We start from the raw sequence: 23625 nt of genomic DNA, 5'->3' as shown, positions 1-23625 counted from the left end.
TAATTTTAATCAAACCATTTTTATTTGCTATTTACTTTTTTATCATAATATTTTATAATTCTATAAAAATAATAGCGTTAAGGTTAGTTTTAAAGTGTTTGAAAATTTAACTAAATCTATATCGGGCGCATTTTCTAAAATACGCGGTAAAAAAGTTTTATCGGATAAAGATATTGAAGAAAGTCTTTTAACGATAAAAGAAGCTTTATTATCTGCCGATGTTTCTTTGGAAGCTGCAAATAAATTTTTGGAAGAAGCTAAAAGCAGAGCGCTTGGAAAAAATAAATTGGAAGGAGTCGACCCTTCAAATCAATTCATAGCCGATGTTAACGATACTTTAATCTCTATGATTGGCGAAGGAGAAAGCGGTTTAAAATTAGAGCCTATCGAAAAAACTACAATAACTTTACTTTTCGGTTTGCAAGGTTCGGGTAAAACTACAACATCCGCAAAATTGGCAAAATATTATAAAGAAAAAAGAAGAGTTTTATTAGTCGGTTTGGATGTTCACAGACCTGCCGCAATGGAGCAACTTTCCGTATTGGCTAAAGAGATTAATATTTCTTGCCATATAGACACAAAAGAAAAAAAGCCTTATAAAATATTAAAAAAAGCTTTGGCAATCGCTAAAAAAGAACAGTATAACTTAATTTTAGTCGACACTGCAGGACGACTTGAAATTGACGAAGAGATGATGCTTGAATTAAGAAGAGTCGTAAATACTACAAATGTTACGGAAAAACTTTTAGTAGTAGATTCTACTGCGGGACAGAGCGTTTACGATGTGGCGAAAAGTTTTCAAAGCAATATAGGAATAGACGGAGTTATTTTAACAAAATTCGATTCGGGAGTTAGAGGAGGAGCGGCGCTTTCTTTAAAATATGCAACGGGTTCTTCGGTTAGATTTGTCGGAACGGGCGAGCATTTGGAAGATATAGATGTATTTGACGCTAAAAGAGTAGCAGGACAAATACTTGGAATGGGCGATATTGTAAAACTTGTCGAAAAGGCTAAAGCGGCGATAAGCGAAAAAGAAGCCGAAGAAATGTTAAAAAAAGTTATAGAAAATAATTTTGATTATAACGATTTTCTAAAGCAAATTGAAGCTACAGCTAAAATGGGCGGAATAAGTAAAATGAGTTCTATGATTCCAGGAATGGGAAATATTGACAGCGATTTAATAAGTAGAGAAGAAGCTAAATTTAGTAAATATAAAGCTATTATTCAATCTATGACTAAAAAAGAAAGATTGGCATTATTTCCTTTAAATAATTCGAGGAAAATGAGAATTGCTAAAGGAAGCGGACAGAGTTTATTTGAAGTAAATCAACTTATAAAACAATTTTCTATGATGAAAAATATGATGGGAAGTTCAAAGAAAATGGATAAATTGGCAAAATCATTGGAAAATATGGGAATGTCGATAGATGATTTAAATAAATTAATGTGATAAAATAAAATATTAAATAGTAAAGAATAAAATTGATTGGAGGAAAAAAAGTGGTTAAATTAAGATTAAAGCGTATGGGACGCAAGCATGAACCTCATTATCGTATAGTCGCTACGGATTCTCGCTCTCCGCGTGACGGACGCTTTATTGAAGAGTTGGGTTGGTTCAATCCAAAGGCAAAAGAAGTTCTATATAAATTAAATATAGAAGGGATAAAAAAGTGGCTTTCTAACGGAGCGCAACCGAGTTATGCGGTAAAAAGTATTCTTATTAAAGAGGGCATAGTAGAAAGAGATAAAAAGGATATAATAGAAAGGAAAGGGAAAAGACCTTTGAAAAATCCTGAAAAAAGAAGAAAAAATCGCAAACAGGCTAAAGCGGAATCCTCTGAACCCGTTAAAGTAGAGGAAAAAAGCGAAGCTTGAATATAAAAAAAGGAGTTTCTATATGGCAGAAGAAAAAGAACTTATAGAGTATTTGGCTAAAAAATTAGTTGATAATCCTGATGGAGTGAGCGTAAAAGTTATTGAAGGAGAAAAAAGCACTATTCTCGAACTAAAAGTAGACCAAAGCGATATAGGTAAAATCATCGGCAAAAGAGGTCGTATAGCGAGCGCATTACGAACGATTCTTTTCGCTACTTCCATGAAAAGTGGAAAAAGAATGATTCTTGAGATTATTGATAATTGATTATCTTTTATTCAAAAATCACGGGAATACATGGGATAAATGGAGAGGTTGAAACGGCTTTTAAAGATAAAAGTCATTTTGCCTCCATCCCAATTTTAAGTAAAAATATTCCCATTATAATAAACGATAAAGAATATATAATTCTTAAAGTAAAGAAAAAAAATAAATCTTTCGTCTTTCAATTAAAAGATATCGAAAATATTGATTCGGCAAAAAAATTGATTGGATGCGACATTTATATAGATTCTAAATATTTGCCCGAACTTGATAACGACACTTTTTACGAAGCGGAATTAATAGGCTATAAAATAATAGACGAAAATAAAAATATTTACGGGGAGATTTTAAGTATTTATAGTTTGCCTTCAAATTATGTATTTAATATTTTACTTTCAGAAAATAATCAAAATAATAAAATTGTTTCAATTCCTTTCGTAAAAGCCTACTTTGGAAAAACCGACAAAATAAATAAAACTATTGAAATAATTCAAAAACCAATTTTAGAAGATTAAATTAAAATTTTAAAATCTTAATGTAATTTGTCCGCCAATATCTAAAGCAGAGAATTTGGCAATTTTTGTTTGCGATAAAGTGTCGACTATTTTATAATTCATTAGCGGAATATCATAAGAAATATATACTCCAAGTGCGATATTAGGCAATAAAATAAAATCAACTGCAGCCTTTATATATGGAATAAATAAATTTTTTCCGTATCGTCCTTGCATTTCTTTATAATCGTATTTTTCTAATCTTCTTCCGCCATAAGTATCTACAAAAGAATAATTTCCTCCAAGCGGGAATTTAATTCCTCCGCCAAAACCTATTGATAAAAATAAAACATCTATTTTAGGAAAAAAGCCCAAAGCTATACTATCGAAAGAATAATTGCCTTTGCTTTTATAGTATTTGTAGGCAAAAATATCTCTTTGATAGCCTACTTCTAAAGATAAACCTAAAGATAGAACTGCAAATTCAAAATAATAATTTGGTTTTAAATATACTCCGAATTCAAAACTGCCATCGGGATATTTATTCGTATCTCCATGAAAGAAGCCGACTCCAGCTCCAAGCGTCACAGTTAAGTCTCCTCCAAAGCCTTTTTTAGCGAAAAGATTTGAATTAACTATTATAATTAAAATAGCTGATATTAAAATAATTTTTTTCATTAAAAAGTTTCTCCCGAAGTTCGATTTATATATTATGTTAATAATACAATAATAAAAATTAAAAATCAAATTTATTTTATAAAAAACCTCTATACTTTAACGCATAGAGGCTTAATTATTATAGAGTTTTTTTAACCAAATTAGAATATAGCTGTATATAAACGCGCTCCGCTTCCTCCGTTTGCTGGCTCATCCGTATAATTGTCAGGATTTGCATGAATAACGAAAGACCTTCCTTTTACATCGCCGTATTTTATCTTTGCGCTTATAACGACTTGATTTATACTGCCATCGTCATTAATATTTAAAGCGTCTAAATCTCCTCTATGTCCGTCTCCATCTGGACCTGCATGTTTTTGAGTGTTATCTGGGTCCCAATGTCCGCCTAATCCTCCGCCTACTACTAAATTACCGTTAGCGTCCGTAGTAGGTTCGGGAGAATTTTTTTCATGCAAGTGAAAACCTACTTGTCCAGGTTTCGATTTTAATCCAGAAGCTTTAACTTCTATAGATATTCCATCCGCAGTTTCCGTAACCGTTATAGTTCCGAATTTTTCTCCAGCGCCTTTTTCGTTTAATTCTACAATATCACTAGTAGTAGAATTAAATTTTTTCTCTCCATCTACGGTATCTTTAATAGTAGAATCCGTTTTTTCTTGAGAGCAACTTATTAAAGCTATAAAGCTTAAAATTAATAAGACTTTTAAAATTTTTGTCATAGTTTACTCCTCCTCTGAAGTAATTTATTTTAAATTTTTGTAGTATAAATTATATATTATAATTAATATTTTGCAACCTTATTTATTTTATTAACAAATTATTTTTGTATTTTGTAAAAATAAAAAAGCCTATGCTATTTTAAGCATAGACTTTTTAGTTATCCTTTATCGATTAGAATATGGCGACATATAAAGGTTCTTCGCCTTTAGTTTGCGTATTATCCGCATAACTATTTACATCGTCCGTAATAACGAGAGATTTTCCTTATTATAAATTTAAATTATTTATTTTAATACTTTTTTCAAAGCGTCTATAACCATATCCTGTTCTTCTTTAAGAATATCGTTGTCTATAGGAAGGGCTATATTATGTTTTGATGCATATTCCGATTTTGGCATATCGCCTTCTTTATATCCTAACTTTTCAATTAAAACGGGCGCTAAATGAATAGGATGCGGATAATAAAGAGCGGTTGGAATTTCAAGTTCGCTTAATTTTTTTCTAATTTCATCTCTATTTTCTTTAACTTGAATAACATATTGAGCATGAACAGATTTTGTATATTCTGCGACTTCAGGGACTTTAACAATATCTTTTAATTTTTCATTATAATATTTTGCAGCTTCTCTTCTATGATTCATATCTTCTTCAAAGCATTTGAATTTTTCTAAAAGTATTCCAGCTTGCAAATTATCTAATCTTCCCGTAGTTCCTAATTTAACATGAATCATTCCGCCTTCATCTCCATGATGTCGAAGTTGTTTAAGGTTTTTATAATATTCTTCATTATTTGTAAAAACCATTCCGCCATCTCCAAAACAACCTAAAGGTTTAGCGGGAAAAAATGAAGTGACTGAAATATCTCCTAATTTGCCCGAACAAGATTTTATATTTTTATAACTTGCTCCAAAAGATTGACAAGCGTCTTCTATAACGAAAATATTATTTTTTTTTGCAATATCTAATATAATATCGTAATTTGCGCATTGCCCGAATAAATTAACGGGAATAATAGCCGCCGTATTTTTATTTATTAAAGATTCTAATTTTTTTACATCGATATTAAAATATTCGTCTATATCGCAAACGACTACTTTCATTCCTAAAAAAGACGGAGCTTCCGCAGTCGAAAAAAATGTCATTGCGGGAACTATAACTTCTTTATTAGAATGATTTTCTCCCGCGTCAAAACCCAAAGCCAAAAGCGAAAGAACGAGTCCGACATGCCCCGAAGAAACTCCAACCGAATATTTTGCGCCTGTGTATTTTGCAAGTTCGCTTTCCAACTCTTCCAATTCTTCGCCAAAAATAAATTGACTTCTTTCTATAATAGAGAAAATCCTTTTATCAATCGCTTCTTTTCTTTTTTCGTAGCCTCTGTATAAATTCATATATTTCATAATTCAAATTCCTATTAACATAATATAGAATATTTTATTAATAATTATGATAATTGTCAATATTTTTAAAATAAATTATAGTAGATTATTGAAAGATAAAATTAAGCGTTTATATTAATTAAAAATTATTGTAATATAAATTTTTTATTATATAATATATTGCAAAGATATTATTAAAAATATATAATAGTAAAATCAAAATTTGGAGGCATATATTATGTTTAAGAAACTATATATTTTATTAATTTCAGTTTTATTAATTTCTTGCGGAACGGGAGTAAGCAAAAAGAATCCCGAAGGCTGGATTAATAAAGACACTTTTAGAGTTATGGGAATGGGTTCGCCAAGCGATACTATAGATGCAAACGATAAATTCAGAAGAGAAGTGACTTCAAAACAAGCTGCAGAGTTGGATGCAAAAAATAAAATTGTCGCTAAAATTGCGGGTTCTTATATAGAATCTTTAAGTTCAACCGAAAAAGGTATGATAGACGAATATGTTATTCAAGAGAGAGTCGCTGGAAGAATAAGAGGGCTTTCTATAGTTGAAACTAAATGGGATTCAAAACAGAATTGCACGGTTGTAGCGGAATTGTATTCAAAGGGATTAAAAAATCAAATGGATAGTTTAATTTCAAAATACTTAAAAGAAGTTGGAATGCAATATACGGCTCAAGATGTTGCGGGAAAAGTTCAAACCTACGAATAATTTAATAAAAAGGCAACTTAATGTATAAAGAAAATATTAGCGGAAGACTCGCCTTTATTTCTGGAGCAAGCGCTGGAATAGGAGAAGCTGTGGCTAAAATGCTTGCTTCAAACGGAGTTAATCTTATTTTAACGGCAAGAAGAATTGATAGATTAGAAAATCTTAAAAATAGTTTGGAAAAAGAATATAAAATAAAAGTAAAAACTATAAAAATAGATTTTTCTAAAAGCGAAGATATAGTTAAAGCTTTAAATTCTTTAGAAGACGAATGGAAAAATATTGACATTCTTATAAATAACGCTGGACTTGCATTAAATAAAGATGTTTATTCTAATAATTTGCTTGAAGACGCTTTGCAAATGATAAGGGTAAATTGCGAAGGCTTGATAGCGGCTACAAGAGTTTTGCTTCCGTCTATATTAAAAAGCAAATGCGGACATATAATTAATATTGCTTCAACGGCGGCGGATGAGGCATATTCTGGCGGAGCTATTTATTGCGCTACAAAATCTTTCGTTGAAATGTTTGGGGACGCTATAAGAATAGAATTGATTGATAAGCCCGTAAAAGTTACTACTATAAAACCAGGTTTAGTCGATACTGAATTTTCTACGGTTAGATTTAAAGGCGATAAAGAAAAAGCTGATAATGTATATAAAGGATTAAATCCTCTATATGCGGAAGATATAGCCGATAATATAGAATATGTTATAACGAGAAAAAGTCATGTTCAAATATCGAGTATGACTATTATGGCTGAAAGTCAAGGAACCGCGACAATAGCGTATAGAAAAAATATTTAAGAATAAAAATAAATTGGAGTTATCTTTCTATGGGAGATATTGATAAAACCAGAGATAGATTAAAATTAGACGATATTGAAGAAGACGACAGAAGAGATTTATTCAATAAATTTGTAGATGCTGGAGGCGAGGTTGTTTACGATAGTAGAAAAAAAATAAATTCTACGACTACAAATATAAACTCAAATACAAATAGCCATATTAAAAAAAATAATTCTATAAATACTAACTCGCAAAGTCGTTTTGAACATTCGGATATTAAACCAAAAAAAGAATCGCATCCGACAAATAAACAAACTAATTATGAAGCTATTGAAAAAATTAAAACTAACGAAGTATTTAAGCCTGCAAATAAAAGCAAACCTTTATTTTTTAATTTTAAGTTATGGTTAAGCGCTTTCAGTTCGGGAGTTATAACATTTTTTGGCGGTAAAGTTAATCCTAAATTTTTAAATTTTATAGACAAAAATGTAATTTCTTCTCTTTTGGAAATGGATACTTTAATGTTTAACGCTTTAAATCCTATGGGAATAAACGATACCGATTCAAAAAATAAGAGAGAGAAAATTATAAGCAGATTTGCCACAGAATTGGAAGATGTTGAACTTTTAGAGAGAATAAAAGACCAATATGACGAAAAAGTTTATAAGAATCTATTGCGTCCTTATAAAGAATTGGATTCGCCCGTAGTCGCAGTAAACTATGTTAATGAATTAAAAGGCATGTTTCGTCCTCTATATGTTTTGCATTTATATTCTTCAAAAATTAAATTAGTAGGCGAGAAAGCAATGTCTTCTTATGCTATAGTCGATAATATGAGCAAAGGAATAGTGAACTCAAGAATTTCAGCTTTCAAAAGAGCGGTTGAGCTTATATATTCAAAATATTATCCTAAATTATTAATTTTACTTCAATATGCGTCAAAAGAAAAATTGGAAACTTTGGAAGAATTTAATAAATTTTTAGAGATTACGGATGTCGATATACTTGGTTATTATACAAAATTAAAATTGGCAAATCAAAAACTTCATGAAAGCAAAATTGAAGCTGCAAAAGAAAATATAGGAAAAAAAGACGAAGAAGAAAAATTAAATAAAATAGAATCTATCGGAGTAAAACTTATTGAAAAATGCGTTTCTTTCAAAAAAGAAGATAATAATATAGAATACGAAACCGACCCTTTTTATACGATTGAAGAAAACGATAAAATTTATAGAATAAAAGTTTTAATAGATTTTTTAGATAGAGAATATTCAATATTGTTTGTTTCAAATAAAGTAAAATATAATTTAGTTTATGATAATTTAGTTAGAACGGATTATAAATCCGATTTTAATAATATATTTTTATCTTTGTCGGATATAAACTCAAGATTTAACGAATATAGCGAAATTTGTAAAAATATTTTGAAAGTAGAAGAAGACGAAGCTATGAGATTTGAGCAAAGAGTTTCTATGCTTTCAGAGAGAAACGGACAGAGAGCTTATATTTCAAAAAATTTAAAATCTACTGTTATGTCGATTATTAATTCTTTTAAAAAGAAACTTGATAAATTGCTTTTAGATAAAGAAGAGAGAGAAAAAATAATTGCAAATCCAAACGATATATTAACTTTATTTGCAGATATAGGAAATCATAAAAAAAGAGTTCAAGGCTATAATGTTTTAAAAGCATTAACCGAAGCCTATTATTTTATATCTGGTTTTAATTATTTGATAACAGAAGGAGAACTTTCTGGAGCTGGAATTTTAATCGATAAAGCAGAAGAGACTATAGAAGAAAATAAAGAAGAAAAAAACGACAAAGAAGATAAAAAAGAAGAAGAAATAAAAGAAAATGAAGAAACCAAAAACGAAAATAATGAAGACAATAACGAAGTAAATAATACTGAAGAAAATGAAAAAGAAATTAATAACGATAACGAAGAAAATATAGATACTCTTGTTTCCGATAATATAGACGAAGATGTCAAAGATATGTAAATAATTATTCAAATTGGAGATTATATTTTGTATAAATCAAAAAAAGTAATAATGCTTGAATATATTCCGTTGCGTATTTTAATGGAAATTATATCTTTCTCTCCGTATATATTTGTAGTTTTATTTGCAAAACTTATAGGCGCTTTAATGTATTATTTAGTTCCAAGCGCGAGAAAAGTCGCTTTAATAAACTTAAAACAAGCTTTCCCCGAAAAAACTTATAGAGAAAGAAAAAGAATAGCCAAGCGCTCTATGAAATCTATGATAATAACTTTTGCAGAATTTATAAAATCTTCGAGAATGTCGAATAATCAAATATTAAAAAGAGTAAAAATTGAAGGGCTTGAAGATTTTGATAAAGCATTGGAAGACAAAAAAGGAATAATTGCAATTACGGGACATATAGGAAATTGGGAATATATAGCTTTTTATTTTGGAATTCATAAATATAATCCAAAAGTTATATTCAGACCTTTAGATAATCCTAAATTAGATAAATATATGCGTTCTTGGAGAGAAAAAAGAGGAGAAGAATGCATATCGAGATGGGGAGATTTAAGAGATATATTTAAAGCGTTATACGATAATTCGCCCGTTGCATTTTTATGCGACCAAAATTATTTAGACGGAATTTTTGTGGACTTTTTTAATTATCCTTGCGCTACCGCCGTAGGACCTGTGGCAGTCGCTATGAAAACTAAATCGCCTATAGCTATAATTTACGATGTTCCCGATAGATACGGACATCATAAAATAGTAGTTTCGGAAATAATGTATATTGAGGAAAAAGCGAGTAAAGAAGAAACTTTATATTATAATACTCAAAAATATACTAAAAAGTTAGAGGAAATAATAAGGAAGTATCCCGAAAATTGGCTTTGGGTTCATCCAAGATGGAATACGAGACCAAAAGGAGAGCCTGAAATATTTTATAAACATAATAATTATAAGTAAATTTTATTTTACTTTGTTTTTTTATAGCTGGTTTATATAATACAATAAATTAAATAAAATTTTATAAAAAATTGTAATAATAACTATTTTGGAGGTATTTATATATGAATATGAATCAAAAAAAATCTTCATTTATGTTTTTTCTAAATTTAGGATTAACATTTACTTTAGTAGGGATTATAATTTCTTTCTTTATATTTTCATACGAGAAGAATTATAAAAAAGATAACTTCACGGTTTACGCTCAAGCCGCTCCTCAAAAAGTCGCTTTTTCAGGTTCTATAGACGGAGCTTTGCAAGTGGAAAGCGCAATTAGAGAAGTAGTTAATAAAAATATGGACGCCGTAGTTAATATATCTACTGAAATTGAAGCGAGACAAACCGAGCAAGACAGATACGCGGACGAGTTTTTTAGATTTTTCTTTGGCGACCAAGTTCCAAGACAGAGAAGAAATCAAAGGTCATTAGGAAGCGGTTTTATAGTAAACGAAGACGGTTATGTTTTGTCTAATTATCATGTTGTTAAAGGCGCTACTAAAATAATGGTTTTGCTTTACGGAGAGACTGAAGAGCTTCCTGCAAAATTAATCGGCTATGACGAAGCTTATGATTTGGCATTACTTCAAATAGAAGCGAATAGAACTTTTCCTTATGTCGCTTTGGGCGATAGCGATGCGATAGAGCCTGGCGAGTTTGCAATTGCAATAGGAAATCCTTATGGACTTAACAATACTGTTACTTTCGGCATAGTTTCTGCAAAAGGAAGAAGCGATGTCGGAGCTAATAGATATCAAAGATATATACAAACCGATGTTGCAATAAATCCAGGAAATTCGGGCGGTCCTTTATTTAATATTTACGGACAGGTTATTGGAATAAATACTTTAATATATTCTACTTCGGGCGGAAATATTGGAATAGGTTTTGCAACTCCTATTAATATAGCCACTTCCGTTATGAACGAATTAAAAGAAACGGGAAAAGTGACAAGAGGATATTTAGGAATATATTTGCAAGATATAGACGGAAATTTGGCAAGAGGGCTTAATGTTAGACAAGGAAGCGGCGTTTATGTAAGCGAAGTTATTCCCGACTCTCCTGCAAGCAGAGGCGGAATTCAAGACGGAGATATTATAATTGAATTTGACGGCGATAAAATGACAAAATCGGCTGATTTATTTAATAAAGTCGCCACTACAAAAGTAGGAAAGCAGGTGACGGTTAAATATTTAAGAGGCGGTAGAGAGAGAAGCGCAAAAGTGACTATAGAAGCTAGAATGGAAGATACCGAAGAAATTCCAAGCGGAAGAAGTTTGCCTAATAGAGGACAATCAAATAATTCTCGTTCTTGGATGGGACTTGATGTTTCGGATATAACTCCCGAAATATCTCAAAGACTTCAAATTAGAAATAATGAAAGAGGCGTAGTCGTTCTTAATATATCTCAATCTTCAAAAGCCTATCAATCGGGACTTAGAGCGGGCGATGTTATAAAGGCTATTAACGGAAGGACAATATCTAATATAAGCGATTATAATAATTTCGTTAAATCTTACGGCAATGAAAAATCTTATACGATTACCATTAAAAGAGCTAGAATGACTTATGTTATTATTGTAGAATAATATTTAAGCGTGTAAATTAAAAATATATAGCGGTTTTATTAAAAGAAAGTGAAAATTATTTTTCTTCTTTTAATTGCCGTTATATAAAATTAAAATATTGACAAATTAAATTCTTATTCTAAAATATACATTAATAATTTAGTCGGAGATATTTTAATGAAAGATATAGTTATAGCTTTAGATATTGGCGGAACTTCTATGAAAGGAGCAATTGTAGAAGAAAACGGAAATATTTTATATAAAGAAAGTTTTGATGTTGATGCTAATCATACAACCGAAGAGCATAAAAAAAGAATAAAAGAAGTTATTGAAAAATTAAAATCTCATATTCCTGCAGATTATAAAGCGATTGGTTTGGGAATAGATAGCCCTGGAGTAATGAATAAAGAAACTCTACATTTAGGCGGAGCTGAAAATATTCCTGGACTACATGGATTAAAATTTTCGGATATAGGCGATTTATTTAATCTTACCGTAAAAACCGTAAACGATGCAAGCGCCGCAGCTTTGGGAGAGGCTAAATATGGAAGCGGTAAAGAAAAAAATTATCAATCAATAATGTTTATTACTTTAGGAACGGGCGTGGGCGGAGGATTTGTCTTAAACGGAAAATTATTCACGGGAGCTTTGGGCGGAGCGGGAGAGCTTGGGCATGTATTTGTTGTTCCTGACGGAGATAGATGCAATTGCGGTTCTTCGGGATGCATTGAAAGATACGCTTCCGCTACGGGATTTATAAACATGGCAAAACAGAAGATTCATAAAAATCTTATTCCGACTACTTTAACCTACGAAAAATTAGATAAAGGAAAGGCTAAAGCTTTATTTGACGCCGCTAAAAACGGAGATATTCTTGCGAAAGAAACTATAGCGGAATGTTCTTATTATTTAGGAATGTCTATAGCTCAAGCTTTAAATATGCTCGATTTGGATTTGGTTCTTATCGGCGGAGGTTTATGCAAAGATTTCGATATGATGATAAACGATATTAAAAGAGGAGTTCAAAATTACGGTTTAAGAATGATGGTTAATAATCTTGAAATAAAACCCGCTTCTTTAGGAAACGATGCTGGAGTTTTAGGTTGCGCCGCATTATTTTTTAGAAATAATTAATTTGAAATAATCGAATAAAAATTAAATTATATATCTATAATATTTATTTTATTTCCGTTAAGTTCTATCATTTTTTCTTTTGCAAGTCTATTTAATTCTCTCGATAAAGCGCTTCTGTCGGCGGATATAAACTCGGCTAGTTTATCTCTGCTATAAGGAATATTTATTTTTTCCGATTTTTGCATATTAGACATATATTCTAAATATAAAATAATTTTGCTTCTCAAACTCTTTTGACTCAAAATATCGTTTTTCATTGAAAGAAATTTATTTTTATCAGAAATTATTTTTAATAAATTTTCTATAAATATATTTTTATTTTTTTCTAAATTATTATCGAATATATATTTTATATTTATTTTTAATATTTCGCTTTTGCTTAAAGATATTGCAGTTATTTGAGATATTTTATTTGTTGATAAAGCCATAGCTTCGGCGAATATCTCTCCGCTTTCAAGTATATTGACTATATTTTTTCTTGTGTCGTCATATTCTTTCGATATTTCAATTTTTCCGTTTAATATTAAATATATCGCTTCTACTTTATCTCCCATATCTATTATTATATTTCCTTTTTCGTATAATTTCTTTTGAGATTTAAAATTATTCAAAATATTAGGAATTTCTTTTTTGTCTATATTGTCAAATAAACGAGTTTTAATTATTGTGTTTAAGTATTCTGTCATAATAAAAACATTTTAATTTTTATTAATAAAAAATCAATATTATAATAAATTTTATTTTATACAATTAAAAATCAGCTTCTCTCCAAACCTTGTCAATCTCCTCTTGTAATAAAATCGTCCTCTCAATCACAGCTATAACTTTAATCAAATGACTAATATCTTTCAAAGTCAAAATATCTCTTGCCTTAATATATTTTTCAATCGGCTTATAACCTCCGATAGAATAATTATAAACTTCTTTTTTTACATTTTCAAAATATTGTTTTTCGTTTATATATAGTCTTTTCTCTTCTTCGTTATATTTTGAGTAAGAGATTTTATGCTCTCCTTTATTCGGATAACCTGCATTACTTTGCGGAACTTTTTTCAATAAATGCAAATCAATCAATTCGCCTCCCAACTTTTGCAATCTATCAAAAATCTTTTTATCTTTCGTAAATGGAATTCTTGGATAATCGTATTTCAAATCTTCTTTATAATTTTCTCTGTAAGTCGGACTATAAAGAATCGCGTAAATATAATTAAAAATTTCTTTCGGATTATCGCTTATATAATTTTTCAAAAACTCTTTAAAAGAATCTGTCCAATTCGGCTTGCATGAACTATCCAATTTAAATTCGCCCGCAGAATTTTCTTCGTATAGATAAAGCGGTGCAATATAAGTCCAAGAATTAGTTATCCCACCGTCTATAATAAATTTAGAAACTAAACAATGATGAAAAATATCAACACCTGAATTTTGACGAGTAAAAGCTAAACCAATATTCTCTCTATTTATAATATGTCTCATAATACTTTTTCTTGGATACGCTACAAATCCTCTTGAAATTCCTGTATAATAAGTATATCTAAAATCAAAAGGGCGATAATGTATAATTTCTACATGTCCGTTATTTTCTAATAAATCTTTTTTAGAAGTGCTTACTTTCCAATCTCTATTATCATTAGTATTATATTTATTTTTAATTTCTTCTTCAGATAAATTTCTGAAATCATTGACTACTTCTAATATTTTATTTTTTGATAATTGTATCGTTAAGTAATCTCTTTTTGTTTGTATAGCACTATTTATTTCATTAAAAATTTCTGTTAATCCGATAAACTCTTTTAAATATTTTTCATTACTTTTAACTTTAGTAAACCAATGCCATTTTTTATCGTCTTCCAATTCAACCCATTTCTCGTCCGTTATTGATTTGTCAATCAAATAATTTTTTTTATAATCTTGCGTTCCAAAAACTTCGTTAAAATAAATTCCTTTATTCTTATTATTTTTTAATCCCGTTTTTACAAATAAAGCAATACAAACGCCAACTTCCTTTATATTAAAAATATTAAAATCCATAGAACCATCGGGACATTTTTCGCCTTTATTCACATTGCCATGCAAATCCAAAATATAAATTTCGTCAAATGTTTGCATAAGTTTTCTTCTCATCTCTCTATGAGTGACGCCGCTAATAAAAGAATTATTTACTATTATTCCGATTATTCCTTTTTCCGCGTTTTCCATTTTCCAATGAGCGAATCGAATAAATTTTATATAATCGTCATCCAAATTAATTTTCTTTTCGTTCAAATTTTCTTTATAATCTTTAAGCAGATTTTCAATCCATTCTTTGCGATTAATCTTTTCCGATTTATTATTGTAAGGCGGATTTCCCATTATAACCAAAATCGGCTCTTCGTTTTTTATTTTATAAGCGTTGTCCGATTCCGCCTGCATTTGAGGAAACATTTTTACTTGTCCGCCCGTGCTATTGTCAAGCGTGTTTGTTAAATATAATTGAAGTCTATCATTTTTCTTATAATCGTAATTCAAATCTTTCAAATATTCATGAATTCTAAAATGCGCCAAAACATAAGGAACGATTAAAAACTCGAAACCGTAAAGCCTTTTTAAAATAAAATCCGAAACTATATTCTCCCAAACTCCCGCAATTCCGTTTTGCTTCGCGTTTTCAAAAGCTTTCTCAATCGCTCCAAGCATAAATGTTCCCGTTCCCGCCGCAAAATCTAAAATATGCACTTCTTCTCCGTAGATTCCGTCCGCTATATTTAATCTATCTTTCAAAATTTCGTCAATCGATTTTATAATATATCTCACAGCTTCGATTGGCGTATAAAAAACTCCGCGAGCGTTTCTTGTCTTTGCGTCAAACTCTTTCAAAAAATATTCATAAGCGTAAATAAAAGGGTCTTCTTTTTCTGTCGATGTGGAAAATTGACTATAAAACATATTTTTATTGTAAGCGTTTACCGCGTTTATTATCGAATCTATAGAATATAAAATATGCGAATTAAAATTTTCAATATCTATCTTCGATAAAAATTCTCTAAAAATTGGAATATATTCGGGCATATTTCTAAAAGAATCTTTATCGACATTTTTTCTTTCGCTTAATCTATAAAACAAAAGCGAAAAAGAAATTATTTGGGAGAAAGCGTCCGCAAAATCTTTGTCGCTCAAATCGTTAAAAATCGTATTTTCAAACAATCCTTTAATATCGTTTTTCAAATACGAATTATTATTTATAAGTTCGCCGTTTATAAAATCTCTTAAAATTTTAGTTCTTCTTGCAAGCAGTTTCAAAAAATAATCTTTTCTGTCAATCTCTTTAATCGTAGCTCCCAAAAAATCTTCAAAAATATTTTCAAAAAGTTTCTCGGCGTCCGCGCCTTTATTCAAACAAACTTCATTTTTAATTTTTATAGTTTTAGTCTGCCCTTGATTTTCTTCCAAAACCAAATGAATAAAATCAATATAATTAGTATAAATTAAATTATTGTGAATATCCAAATATTTTAAAAGCTGTTCTTTATAAATCTTAAAATTTCCTTTGCCTTCAATCGCTTTATGCAAATCAAAATCAATATCTTTGCATTCTATAAAGCCGATTAATCTTTCGTCCTCGTTTACAACCGTAAAATCGGGAAATACTTTTTTCAAATCGCTATCGTCCGAAATATTAATTGAAGTTTCTTGCTGAATAGTTATAGCGCTTCGAGGATAAAGTTTTACTTTCAAAGAGTTAAGCGCATTTTCTAAAGGCGTTCTATAAGTATGCTCGTTCGATATAGGAGATTTTAATTTTTCAATTTCTTTTAAGTAATTTTTAATCATATGTTTTTTACTCTAATTTTTTATTGTCAAAATATATTATAAATTACATAAAGATTTTTATCTATAGGTATAATTAAATCGAATATAAATATTGTTGCCATAGCAACTGACAAATATTTTAAAAATATTTAAAATACGCTTATTAATAATTAATAAAATAAAAATAATTTCTTAAGGAGGAATTAATTATTATGAAACGAAGAATAATAACAATAGACGAAGACAAATGCAATGGCTGTGGATTATGCATTCCCGATTGTCCCGAAGGCGCTTTACAAATAATAGACGGTAAGGCAAGACTTATAAGCGATTTATTTTGCGATGGACTTGGAGCTTGCATAAAAACCTGTCCTGTTGACGCTTTACATATAGAGGAAAGGGAAGCCGAAGAATATAACGAAGCTAAAGTTATGGTTAATATAGTCAAAGGAGGAGAAAATGTTATAAAAGCTCATTTAAAACACTTGAAAGAACATGGGGAAAATAAATTATTAGAGGAGGCAATAAATTATATGAAAGAAAATAATATAGAAATACCCGTTATAGAAGAAGATTTGCCATGTGGATGTCCTGGCAGTATGCAAAGAGATTTAAGAAAAAATATTCATCATAGTGAAAACAATGTAGCCGTTAATATGCAATCCGAAATAGCAAATTGGCCCATACAATTAAAATTAATGAATCCAAACGCTCCTTATTTAAATAATGCGGATTTGCTTATATCTGCCGACTGCGTTCCTTTTGCATATCCTAATTTCCATAATAAATTTTTAAAGAATAAAATTCTTATGCTATTATGTCCGAAATTAGACTCCGATATAGATTCTTATATAGAAAAACTTGCAAATATATTTGAAAATAAAAATATAAAATCTATAACTATAGCTCATATGGAAGTGCCTTGTTGCGGCGGAGTCGAGATGATAGTTAGAGAAGCTATGGAAAGAGCTAATAAAAATATAATAATAAAAGATTATACAATATCAATAGAAGGAAATCTTGTATAAAATAAACTTTTATTTATTATATAATTAAAAAAATTGATTTTAAATAATTAAGGAGAATAAAAATATTATGAATAAATATATTGATAATGTTGAAGCTAAAAAAGTTATCGCTTTAAAAGATTTAGTTTTCGTTAAAGAAAATAGTCTAAATCCTTTTTCGTTAGTTGAAAGAAATAGTTTAATTATAAAAATTCTTTCTCTTGGAAAAAATGCCGAAGTGCCTACTCATAGCGGAACGGGAGATATTTTAGTAAGCGCGATTGAAGGCGAAGGATATATTATTATAGAAAATGAATCCTTTGAAGTAAAAAGCGGAGAGTCGATTTTGATTCCTGCAAACGCTCCTCATTCTTTGAAAACAAAAGAAGCCAAAGACTCTTTTAAGGTTTTGGTTATACAGGTGAGAGCCGAATCGTAAATATTTATTTTTCGGACGGGAATAAATCTCGTCCGTTTTTAATTTATATTATTATTTGAATTATCGTCTGAAACTTCGTCTTTATCTTTTCTAAAAATTAAAGAAATAATAAATATTATAATCGCTATAATAAGAATTGAAATTATTAAAGCGGTTGAAAGCCATAACGGAGATAAAACCCAAATCCATTGCCAATTTATAGCTTTGAAAATTTTTAATAAAATAAATATTAAAGTTAAAAATCCAAAAAATGCGGAAATCGTATTTAAGATTTGGAATTTTTTATTTTCTTCTTTAGTCTTATTGTCCGTTTTGTTATTAGTTTCTTCTTTTTCTTTATTTTTAAAAAATAGAGAATTGAAAATTAAATTAAATATTATTAAAATCGCTTCGACTACGATAATTGCGATAATATATTTTGAATTTAATTCTATTATTTTAGTCGATTTGAGAATCGCCAAAGCTATTATAAGAAAAGGAACTAAACGAGAAGAAAATCCTAATAAAAATTTTATAAGTTTAAGCATTAACATTGTAAAAACATTTTTAATCGTATTCATAAAACTATCCTAAATTATTATTGCTTATATGATACATTATTTTAATTAAATTTAAAGATTGATAAAAATTAAAATATAAAATATTATTATTCTTATGCGGGTTTTTATATGAATATTGATAACTTTTTTTTAGAATTTTACTCTAAATTAGAAAAAGACGCCGTTTTGGTAGGTTTAGATTTTAATCTTAATAATGAAAATAATAATAAATTTTATTCTATTGATAACGATTACAGAATTATAAAAAACGATATAGAAAATTCTTTATCGGGCTATTCTATATTAAAAAAAATCGCTTATAAAAATAATAATAAAATAAATATTGACGAAGAGATTATTAATAAAGCTTTTGAAAAAAAATTATTATTCGGAATTCCTTTATATATTCCAAATAAAAATAAAAAAATCAATAAGGCTTTATTTTTAGACAGAGACGGAATATTAATGGAAGATTTGGGATATGTAGGAAGCGTTGATAGAGTTAAAATAAAAAAAGAATTTATAGAAATTGTAAAATATGCTAAAGAAAAAGGATTTATAACTATAGTCGCCACAAATCAAGCTGGCGTTTCTTACGGTTATTACACAGAAGAGGATGTTAAAAAAGTTCATAAATATATTTACGAAGAATATAAAAAATGCGGAGCTTTAATAGACGATTTTTATTATTGCCCTTATCATATAAAAAGCGAAAATAAAAAATATAATATAATTTCAATGATGCGAAAACCCGAATCTGGAATGCATTTGCTTGCCTCAAAAAAATATAATATTGATTTAAGCGCGTCTTTTATGATAGGCGATAGAGATACGGATATTATAAAAATTCCTTATTTGAAAACTCTTCTTATTGAAACTCCCGCTTATAAAATAATTAACAGAGAAAATATTGTCGATACAAAAGATATATATTATTATTTACAAAATGGAGATATTAATTATGACTGAAATATATAAAAATTTATTTGTCGGAAACGATAATGATTGCAGAAAATTTGAAGGAGCTATAGTTCATGCATGCCAAAGTTGTTTTGTTCGTGGCGTTTGTGGAAATGTGAGAGATAAAGTAGTTTTTGAAAATATTGACGATTTATATTTGAATTTGCTTGATATATCCACTCTTTCCTACGATTACGCTTATCCAATAATAAAAAAATCAATAGAGTTTATAGACAGAAAAATCAAAAAGAAAAAAGTATTGATTCATTGCAATTTTGGAGCGTCTCGCTCTCCTTCTATAGCTTTGATTTATATGGCAAATAAAGGTTATATTGATAATTCTTCCGTGAAAAATGCTGTAAGCGATTTCAAAAATATTTATAATAATTATTATCCAGGATTTGGAATGTATAAATATTTTGAAAGATATTGGGATGATATAATAAAATTTTAGAAAATATTATTTATTAAAAATTATAAACATATTCAAAAACAAATTATTATCTAGGCATAGAAGCCAAATATTGCATTATCTGAACTCTTCTACTTTCAACATCTTGATAAAGATTTGCTATAACCTGATTTGTCGAAGTCAAAGGCGACATTCTACTTTTAAAGTCGTTGTAAATATTTAAAGCTTCTATAACTTTATTCTGTTCAATATACATATGCCCGATTGCATATAAAGCAAAAGCTCCATCTTGAGTAAGCTCATTCGTATATTTTGAATATATATATGTAGCCTGATTATACATTTTTTGATTAAGATAAATATTTGCCAAATCAAATTCTAAAGAAGATTTATCCTCTTTTTTCAAATTAGGAATTTTTAAAGTTTCGTTTAATATATTTACCGAAGAGTCGATATCTCCCGTATTGGCGTATAATATCGCTAAATCTTTATTAACCGAAAATATTTGCTCCGTATTTTTTGCTCTATTTTTTGCCTCTTTCTTTGCCCATAAAGTTTCTTCTATATCTTGTCTATTTTGATAAACATAATTTGCATAAGCGCTATAACTTTCAAAACTATTTTCTATAGCAGCCTGTTCTTTCATAGCGTCAACCTGACTTTTTGGAGTTTTTATTTGCGATTCTATTCTTTGAATAAATTGTTTTATTTGCTGATAGGTTTGATTTTTCTCTCTTGCTGCATTGCCAATATCTCTTCCTCTGTGAAAAGTTTTTTCCGCTCTTTCTAAAACTTCTTTAGCTTTATTTAAATATTCCGCTTCTTTTTCGTAAGGCGTTTCTTTTGAGCGAGCCAAATATTCGTATGATGCCGCCAAATTAAAATAAGCAGGATAAATAAGTTTTTCAAGTCTTATAAGTTCTTCATACATAACTACCGCGCGCTCATAATTTCCGTCAATAATCGCTTGATTTCCTACAGAAAAATAAACATTCGACATATCGAAGCCTATTTTAAGCATTTTATCTTCTTCTTCTCTTTTCAATTTTTTAAGCTCTTCTATTTTTTCATTAGCTTCGTTTTTTGTTATTCCGTTTTTAGCGATATTATCATTTCCCATATATTCTAAAAGTTTATTATAGGTTTTTATTTTTCTATTATACATATCTATTTTTGCAAGAGAATAAGAACTTATAAATATCTCTCTAGTTAAAAAATCATAATTAGAAATTTCTTCCTCCGTTCCTTGCATAATATAAGTATTCCAATAATCTTCTTCGGTTTTTAATTCGGGAAAAGGAAGCTCATACATTTTTATAAATTCTATCTCTTCGTTTCCGTTATATTTATCTTTTCTTTGAGTCGATATTAAACCTTCGTCAAGCAAAGCCTTAATATCTGCGGCGATTTTTGAATCCTCATAATCTATTTTCAAATGCTCTTTCACTATATTCTTATAATCGTTAATAGTCAAAGATTTAAAAAATTCTAATTCGTCAACTAAAGCGTATTTTATAGGCTGAACTTTAAATACGAGTCCATAAGCCTTAAAATAATAATCTCCGAGTCTATGAAGTCCTTCTCTTCGCCAAGCCATATAATAAGGGCGTCCCGCTTCTATAAAATCTTTATCAACCGCATCGCTTATATCTCCAAGCCATCTTCCGTCCGTTTTCATTAGGTTTCCGTATATTCTTTCAAATACATTTCCTTTTTGGTCGTATATTTTTAAGTCGGGTCTTCTTCTTTCAACCATAGTATAATAAACGAGTCCGAATACTTGATTGTCTCCGCCTTCGGTAGCAAATATCGCGTTATCGGGAATTGAGTTCATCATATTATAAGAATAATCATGATTGCTAAAATCTTTTGAGTTATTATTTCTGCTTAAATTATTTATAAATATTGGAATTAGTATAATTAAAATAATCGCTAAAGATATAACATGTCCCGCTTTAAATGAATTTATATTTTCTTCTTTTGAAGGTTTTTTAAATACATTTTTTATATTTCCGTTAAAATATTCTATATACCATTGAATGCCGAAACCGATTATAACCATCATATATAAAGTTGCAGGAAGAAAAAATACTTCGACAAACGATAAAGTTCTAACGCTTGGAGGCGGATTTGTATAAGCCATAAGCGAAATTGAAAAACTTAAAAGTCCGAATACGGAAAATATTCCGATAAATTTATTTTTTTTAAATATTTGAAATAGCCCTGGTATTAAAAATAAAAATCCTAAACTTGTAAGTTGAGTTTTAAATATATTTATTAAAGCGCTTACCTGCTCGGGATGAAGTATAAAAATTGCAGCAATATCGTTTCCAGAAGTTCCATATTGTTTTCTATGAATCATACTAAATAAATAGCTTAAATTTTCCCAGCCAGAAGGTTCGTTTAATTGTCCCCAATTTAAAGGAGGCAAAGCTCTCGCTCTTATCGGCATATAGGCGTAAATTATAACTCCTACAGACAACATTAAAAGCATTTTATAATACTCTATAGATATTCCCGTTATAAAATCGTTATCTTTATTGAATTTATCTATTTTGCATAAGAAATATCTATATACCAAACACCAAATTAAAACTAAAAATAATGACCATAAAACTAAAAACATTCCTTTATACAAAGTAGGATAAAAAGGCGCTTTCAAATTTTGTATCATATCGGGACGCAAATAAGAACCGTTTGCCAAAGCTGTAAATATGTCGCTCATTATATTCATATCGCTAAACGGTTTAAATAAAATCGAAAATATAGAATCGTTTGAAGAGACTCCTGCAGGAAAATATAAATAAGCCTCGTAATTCATAATAAATCTATAATATCCAAAACCGCCTATAAAAAGCAAAAACAAAAATACGAATATTGAAATAAAAGAAGTTTCTATATGCTCGATATATCTGTCTTTATGAACTAAAAATAAAACTATTCCAATAAAAAGCAAAGGAGCGAAAGCGAAAGGCAAAGTCACATGGTGATTTGCAAGAGCGACTCCGTATAAAAATCCAAATGACATAAGATATTTTGAGCCGTAATAAGCTATATTATCGTTTGCATGTTTCCAAACCGCTTCATACCAATAAACTAATATCAAAAGCATCGAAGCTATTTGCAATATATTCAAACTGTAAACTTCCGCCATTGTCGCCTGCGCCCACATATTGTCGGATATGGCGAATACAATTGAAGAGAGTAAAGCGGGAATTTGAATTACGGGCGAAAATCCTCTTTCAATTCTATTTTGTCCTAAAACTTTTGCCATTATCAAATAAAAAAATATTGTTGAAATCGCAGCGCAAGTTCCTGAAAATAAATTCGTTCTCCAAGCTATATTTCCAAACGGAATATAAGTAAATAATTTCGACATTAAAGTATAAAACGGATATCCAGGCGCATGTCCTACTCCCAAAAAATATGCCGCCGTTGTAAGCTCGCCATTATCTCCCGCGGAAAGCGAAGGCGTTAAAGTAAATAAATATAAAAAGAAAGCAAATAAAAACGAAATAGAAGCGAATATAAAATCTATTTTTGAAAGTCTATAAGATTTTATAGAATATTTTTTATAAATCGGCTCTGATTTTTCTTTATCTTCAAAAAATATTTTTTTTATAGTATTAATCGCTTTATTTTCTTTTTTATCATTTTTATTATTTTTTTTAGATTGCCTATTTTGAAGTTCTTTTATATATTCTTCTACAAGTTCTTTATCTTTTTCTAATTTTTTTGAAAGTTCTTCAGCAGTTTTATTTTTATGATTAGCTTTAATATATTCTTTTTCCAAATGCGAAAGTTTAGCCATTATTATTTTCCTTATGATTTAAGTTTTATAGTTTATAAATAATAAAATTAAAT

General features: G+C 29.1%; 21 protein-coding genes. 14 read left to right on the top strand and 7 right to left on the bottom strand.

The window, feature by feature from the left end; genetic code table 11:
- The first annotated feature begins 94 nt into the window (after positions 1-94).
- From EPJ79_RS05740 to rimM, 4 genes are read left to right on the top strand one after another with little or no spacing between them, the layout of a single operon-like run.
- Complete coding sequence (locus EPJ79_RS05740) at positions 95-1450, top strand: signal recognition particle protein (protein WP_147738773.1); 1356 nt, start codon at positions 95-97, stop codon at positions 1448-1450.
- A gap of 50 nt (positions 1451-1500) precedes the next feature.
- The gene (gene rpsP / locus EPJ79_RS11950) at positions 1501-1875 is read left to right on the top strand and encodes a 30S ribosomal protein S16 (RefSeq protein ID WP_021958284.1); all 375 of its coding nucleotides are present in this window, start codon (positions 1501-1503) and stop codon (positions 1873-1875) included.
- Between the two features lie 22 nt (positions 1876-1897).
- Positions 1898-2140: a KH domain-containing protein gene (locus EPJ79_RS05730; protein ID WP_021958285.1), complete on the top strand. Its 243-nt coding sequence runs from the start codon at positions 1898-1900 to the stop codon at positions 2138-2140.
- Positions 2137-2652, top strand: a complete 516-nt coding sequence (gene rimM, locus EPJ79_RS05725) for a ribosome maturation factor RimM (protein WP_147738772.1) — start codon at positions 2137-2139, stop codon at positions 2650-2652. The genes EPJ79_RS05730 and rimM overlap by 4 nt, the downstream gene beginning before the upstream one ends.
- A 9-nt stretch (positions 2653-2661) precedes the next feature.
- Here the strand turns inward: rimM and EPJ79_RS05720 are convergent, their stop codons facing one another.
- The 3 genes from EPJ79_RS05720 to EPJ79_RS05710 all read right to left on the bottom strand — a co-directional run bounded on the left by EPJ79_RS05720 (position 2662) and on the right by EPJ79_RS05710 (position 5429).
- The gene (locus EPJ79_RS05720; protein ID WP_021958287.1) at positions 2662-3309 is read right to left on the bottom strand and encodes a hypothetical protein; all 648 of its coding nucleotides are present in this window, start codon (positions 3307-3309) and stop codon (positions 2662-2664) included.
- Positions 3310-3449: 140 nt separating this feature from the next.
- Positions 3450-4028: a superoxide dismutase family protein gene (locus EPJ79_RS05715; protein WP_147738771.1), complete on the bottom strand. Its 579-nt coding sequence runs from the start codon at positions 4026-4028 to the stop codon at positions 3450-3452.
- Between the two features lie 285 nt (positions 4029-4313).
- Positions 4314-5429: a DegT/DnrJ/EryC1/StrS family aminotransferase gene (locus EPJ79_RS05710; RefSeq protein ID WP_147738770.1), complete on the bottom strand. Its 1116-nt coding sequence runs from the start codon at positions 5427-5429 to the stop codon at positions 4314-4316.
- A 217-nt stretch (positions 5430-5646) separates the two neighbouring features.
- On the opposite strand from EPJ79_RS05710, the gene EPJ79_RS05705 reads away from it, so the two are divergent.
- The 6 genes from EPJ79_RS05705 (at position 5647) to EPJ79_RS05680 (ending at position 12615) form a co-directional block, all read left to right on the top strand.
- A complete protein-coding gene (locus EPJ79_RS05705; protein ID WP_147528957.1) occupies positions 5647-6138 on the top strand; it encodes a hypothetical protein in 492 nt (163 codons plus the stop codon).
- A 20-nt stretch (positions 6139-6158) separates the two neighbouring features.
- The gene (locus EPJ79_RS05700; protein ID WP_147738769.1) at positions 6159-6941 is read left to right on the top strand and encodes an SDR family NAD(P)-dependent oxidoreductase; all 783 of its coding nucleotides are present in this window, start codon (positions 6159-6161) and stop codon (positions 6939-6941) included.
- A 29-nt stretch (positions 6942-6970) separates the two neighbouring features.
- Positions 6971-8923 carry a hypothetical protein gene (locus EPJ79_RS05695; protein ID WP_147738768.1) on the top strand — a complete coding sequence of 651 codons (1953 nt, stop codon included), beginning with the start codon at positions 6971-6973 and terminating at the stop codon, positions 8921-8923.
- A gap of 24 nt (positions 8924-8947) precedes the next feature.
- A complete protein-coding gene (locus tag EPJ79_RS05690; RefSeq protein ID WP_147546615.1) occupies positions 8948-9877 on the top strand; it encodes a lysophospholipid acyltransferase family protein in 930 nt (309 codons plus the stop codon).
- A 110-nt stretch (positions 9878-9987) separates the two neighbouring features.
- The gene (locus EPJ79_RS05685) at positions 9988-11502 is read left to right on the top strand and encodes a Do family serine endopeptidase (RefSeq protein WP_147739610.1); all 1515 of its coding nucleotides are present in this window, start codon (positions 9988-9990) and stop codon (positions 11500-11502) included.
- A gap of 156 nt (positions 11503-11658) precedes the next feature.
- Positions 11659-12615: an ROK family protein gene (locus tag EPJ79_RS05680; protein ID WP_147738767.1), complete on the top strand. Its 957-nt coding sequence runs from the start codon at positions 11659-11661 to the stop codon at positions 12613-12615.
- Positions 12616-12641: 26 nt separating this feature from the next.
- Here EPJ79_RS05680 and EPJ79_RS05675 read toward each other — a convergent pair whose 3' ends face one another.
- The gene (locus tag EPJ79_RS05675) at positions 12642-13301 is read right to left on the bottom strand and encodes a Crp/Fnr family transcriptional regulator (RefSeq protein ID WP_147738766.1); all 660 of its coding nucleotides are present in this window, start codon (positions 13299-13301) and stop codon (positions 12642-12644) included.
- 64 nt (positions 13302-13365) lie between these two features.
- Positions 13366-16425, bottom strand: coding sequence for a type ISP restriction/modification enzyme (locus EPJ79_RS05670; protein ID WP_147738765.1), 3060 nt, complete (start codon positions 16423-16425; stop codon positions 13366-13368).
- Positions 16426-16616: 191 nt separating this feature from the next.
- On the opposite strand from EPJ79_RS05670, the gene EPJ79_RS05665 reads away from it, so the two are divergent.
- Together EPJ79_RS05665 and EPJ79_RS05660 are read left to right on the top strand one after the other, a co-directional pair.
- Positions 16617-17432: a 4Fe-4S binding protein gene (locus EPJ79_RS05665; RefSeq protein ID WP_147738764.1), complete on the top strand. Its 816-nt coding sequence runs from the start codon at positions 16617-16619 to the stop codon at positions 17430-17432.
- A 67-nt stretch (positions 17433-17499) separates the two neighbouring features.
- Positions 17500-17850 carry a cupin domain-containing protein gene (locus EPJ79_RS05660; RefSeq protein WP_147738763.1) on the top strand — a complete coding sequence of 117 codons (351 nt, stop codon included), beginning with the start codon at positions 17500-17502 and terminating at the stop codon, positions 17848-17850.
- A gap of 38 nt (positions 17851-17888) precedes the next feature.
- On the opposite strand, the gene EPJ79_RS05655 is transcribed toward EPJ79_RS05660, so the two are convergent.
- Positions 17889-18410 carry a hypothetical protein gene (locus tag EPJ79_RS05655; protein WP_147738762.1) on the bottom strand — a complete coding sequence of 174 codons (522 nt, stop codon included), beginning with the start codon at positions 18408-18410 and terminating at the stop codon, positions 17889-17891.
- A 108-nt stretch (positions 18411-18518) separates the two neighbouring features.
- Between EPJ79_RS05655 and EPJ79_RS05650 the strand changes: the two genes are divergently transcribed.
- Both EPJ79_RS05650 and EPJ79_RS05645 read left to right on the top strand, forming a co-directional pair.
- Positions 18519-19358 (top strand): D-glycero-alpha-D-manno-heptose-1,7-bisphosphate 7-phosphatase, encoded by an 840-nt coding sequence (locus EPJ79_RS05650; RefSeq protein ID WP_147738761.1) that lies wholly within the window; start codon positions 18519-18521, stop codon positions 19356-19358.
- Positions 19351-19803 (top strand): dual specificity protein phosphatase family protein, encoded by a 453-nt coding sequence (locus EPJ79_RS05645; RefSeq protein ID WP_147738760.1) that lies wholly within the window; start codon positions 19351-19353, stop codon positions 19801-19803. Before EPJ79_RS05650 ends, EPJ79_RS05645 begins: the two co-directional genes overlap by 8 nt.
- A gap of 46 nt (positions 19804-19849) precedes the next feature.
- Here EPJ79_RS05645 and EPJ79_RS05640 read toward each other — a convergent pair whose 3' ends face one another.
- Positions 19850-23572, bottom strand: a complete 3723-nt coding sequence (locus tag EPJ79_RS05640; RefSeq protein WP_147738759.1) for a protein O-mannosyl-transferase family — start codon at positions 23570-23572, stop codon at positions 19850-19852.
- Positions 23573-23625: the final 53 nt, after the last annotated feature.

This window comes from Brachyspira aalborgi, from assembly GCF_008016455.1.
Lineage (GTDB): Bacteria > Spirochaetota > Brachyspiria > Brachyspirales > Brachyspiraceae > Brachyspira > Brachyspira aalborgi.
The sequence above is the reverse complement of the archived record's forward strand: the minus strand, read 5'-3'. Positions and strand labels throughout refer to the sequence as shown.

Bases quoted from the DNA above. Each gene is read 5' to 3' on its own strand.
- EPJ79_RS05685 (WP_147739610.1), top strand. From the start codon at position 9,988: ATGAATCAAAAAAAATCTTCATTTATGTTTTTTCTAAATTTAGGATTA.
- EPJ79_RS05665 (WP_147738764.1), top strand. From the start codon at position 16,617: ATGAAACGAAGAATAATAACAATAGACGAAGACAAATGCAATGGCTGT.
- EPJ79_RS05720 (WP_021958287.1), bottom strand. From the start codon at position 3,309: ATGAAAAAAATTATTTTAATATCAGCTATTTTAATTATAATAGTTAAT.
- EPJ79_RS05660 (WP_147738763.1), top strand. From the start codon at position 17,500: ATGAATAAATATATTGATAATGTTGAAGCTAAAAAAGTTATCGCTTTA.
- EPJ79_RS05645 (WP_147738760.1), top strand. From the start codon at position 19,351: ATGACTGAAATATATAAAAATTTATTTGTCGGAAACGATAATGATTGC.
- EPJ79_RS05705 (WP_147528957.1), top strand. From the start codon at position 5,647: ATGTTTAAGAAACTATATATTTTATTAATTTCAGTTTTATTAATTTCT.
- EPJ79_RS05675 (WP_147738766.1), bottom strand. From the start codon at position 13,301: ATGACAGAATACTTAAACACAATAATTAAAACTCGTTTATTTGACAAT.
- EPJ79_RS05710 (WP_147738770.1), bottom strand. From the start codon at position 5,429: ATGAAATATATGAATTTATACAGAGGCTACGAAAAAAGAAAAGAAGCG.
- EPJ79_RS05715 (WP_147738771.1), bottom strand. From the start codon at position 4,028: ATGACAAAAATTTTAAAAGTCTTATTAATTTTAAGCTTTATAGCTTTA.
- EPJ79_RS05680 (WP_147738767.1), top strand. From the start codon at position 11,659: ATGAAAGATATAGTTATAGCTTTAGATATTGGCGGAACTTCTATGAAA.
- EPJ79_RS05670 (WP_147738765.1), bottom strand. From the start codon at position 16,425: ATGATTAAAAATTACTTAAAAGAAATTGAAAAATTAAAATCTCCTATA.
- EPJ79_RS05730 (WP_021958285.1), top strand. From the start codon at position 1,898: ATGGCAGAAGAAAAAGAACTTATAGAGTATTTGGCTAAAAAATTAGTT.
- EPJ79_RS05640 (WP_147738759.1), bottom strand. From the start codon at position 23,572: ATGGCTAAACTTTCGCATTTGGAAAAAGAATATATTAAAGCTAATCAT.
- EPJ79_RS05655 (WP_147738762.1), bottom strand. From the start codon at position 18,410: ATGAATACGATTAAAAATGTTTTTACAATGTTAATGCTTAAACTTATA.
- EPJ79_RS05695 (WP_147738768.1), top strand. From the start codon at position 6,971: ATGGGAGATATTGATAAAACCAGAGATAGATTAAAATTAGACGATATT.
- EPJ79_RS05700 (WP_147738769.1), top strand. From the start codon at position 6,159: ATGTATAAAGAAAATATTAGCGGAAGACTCGCCTTTATTTCTGGAGCA.
- EPJ79_RS05650 (WP_147738761.1), top strand. From the start codon at position 18,519: ATGAATATTGATAACTTTTTTTTAGAATTTTACTCTAAATTAGAAAAA.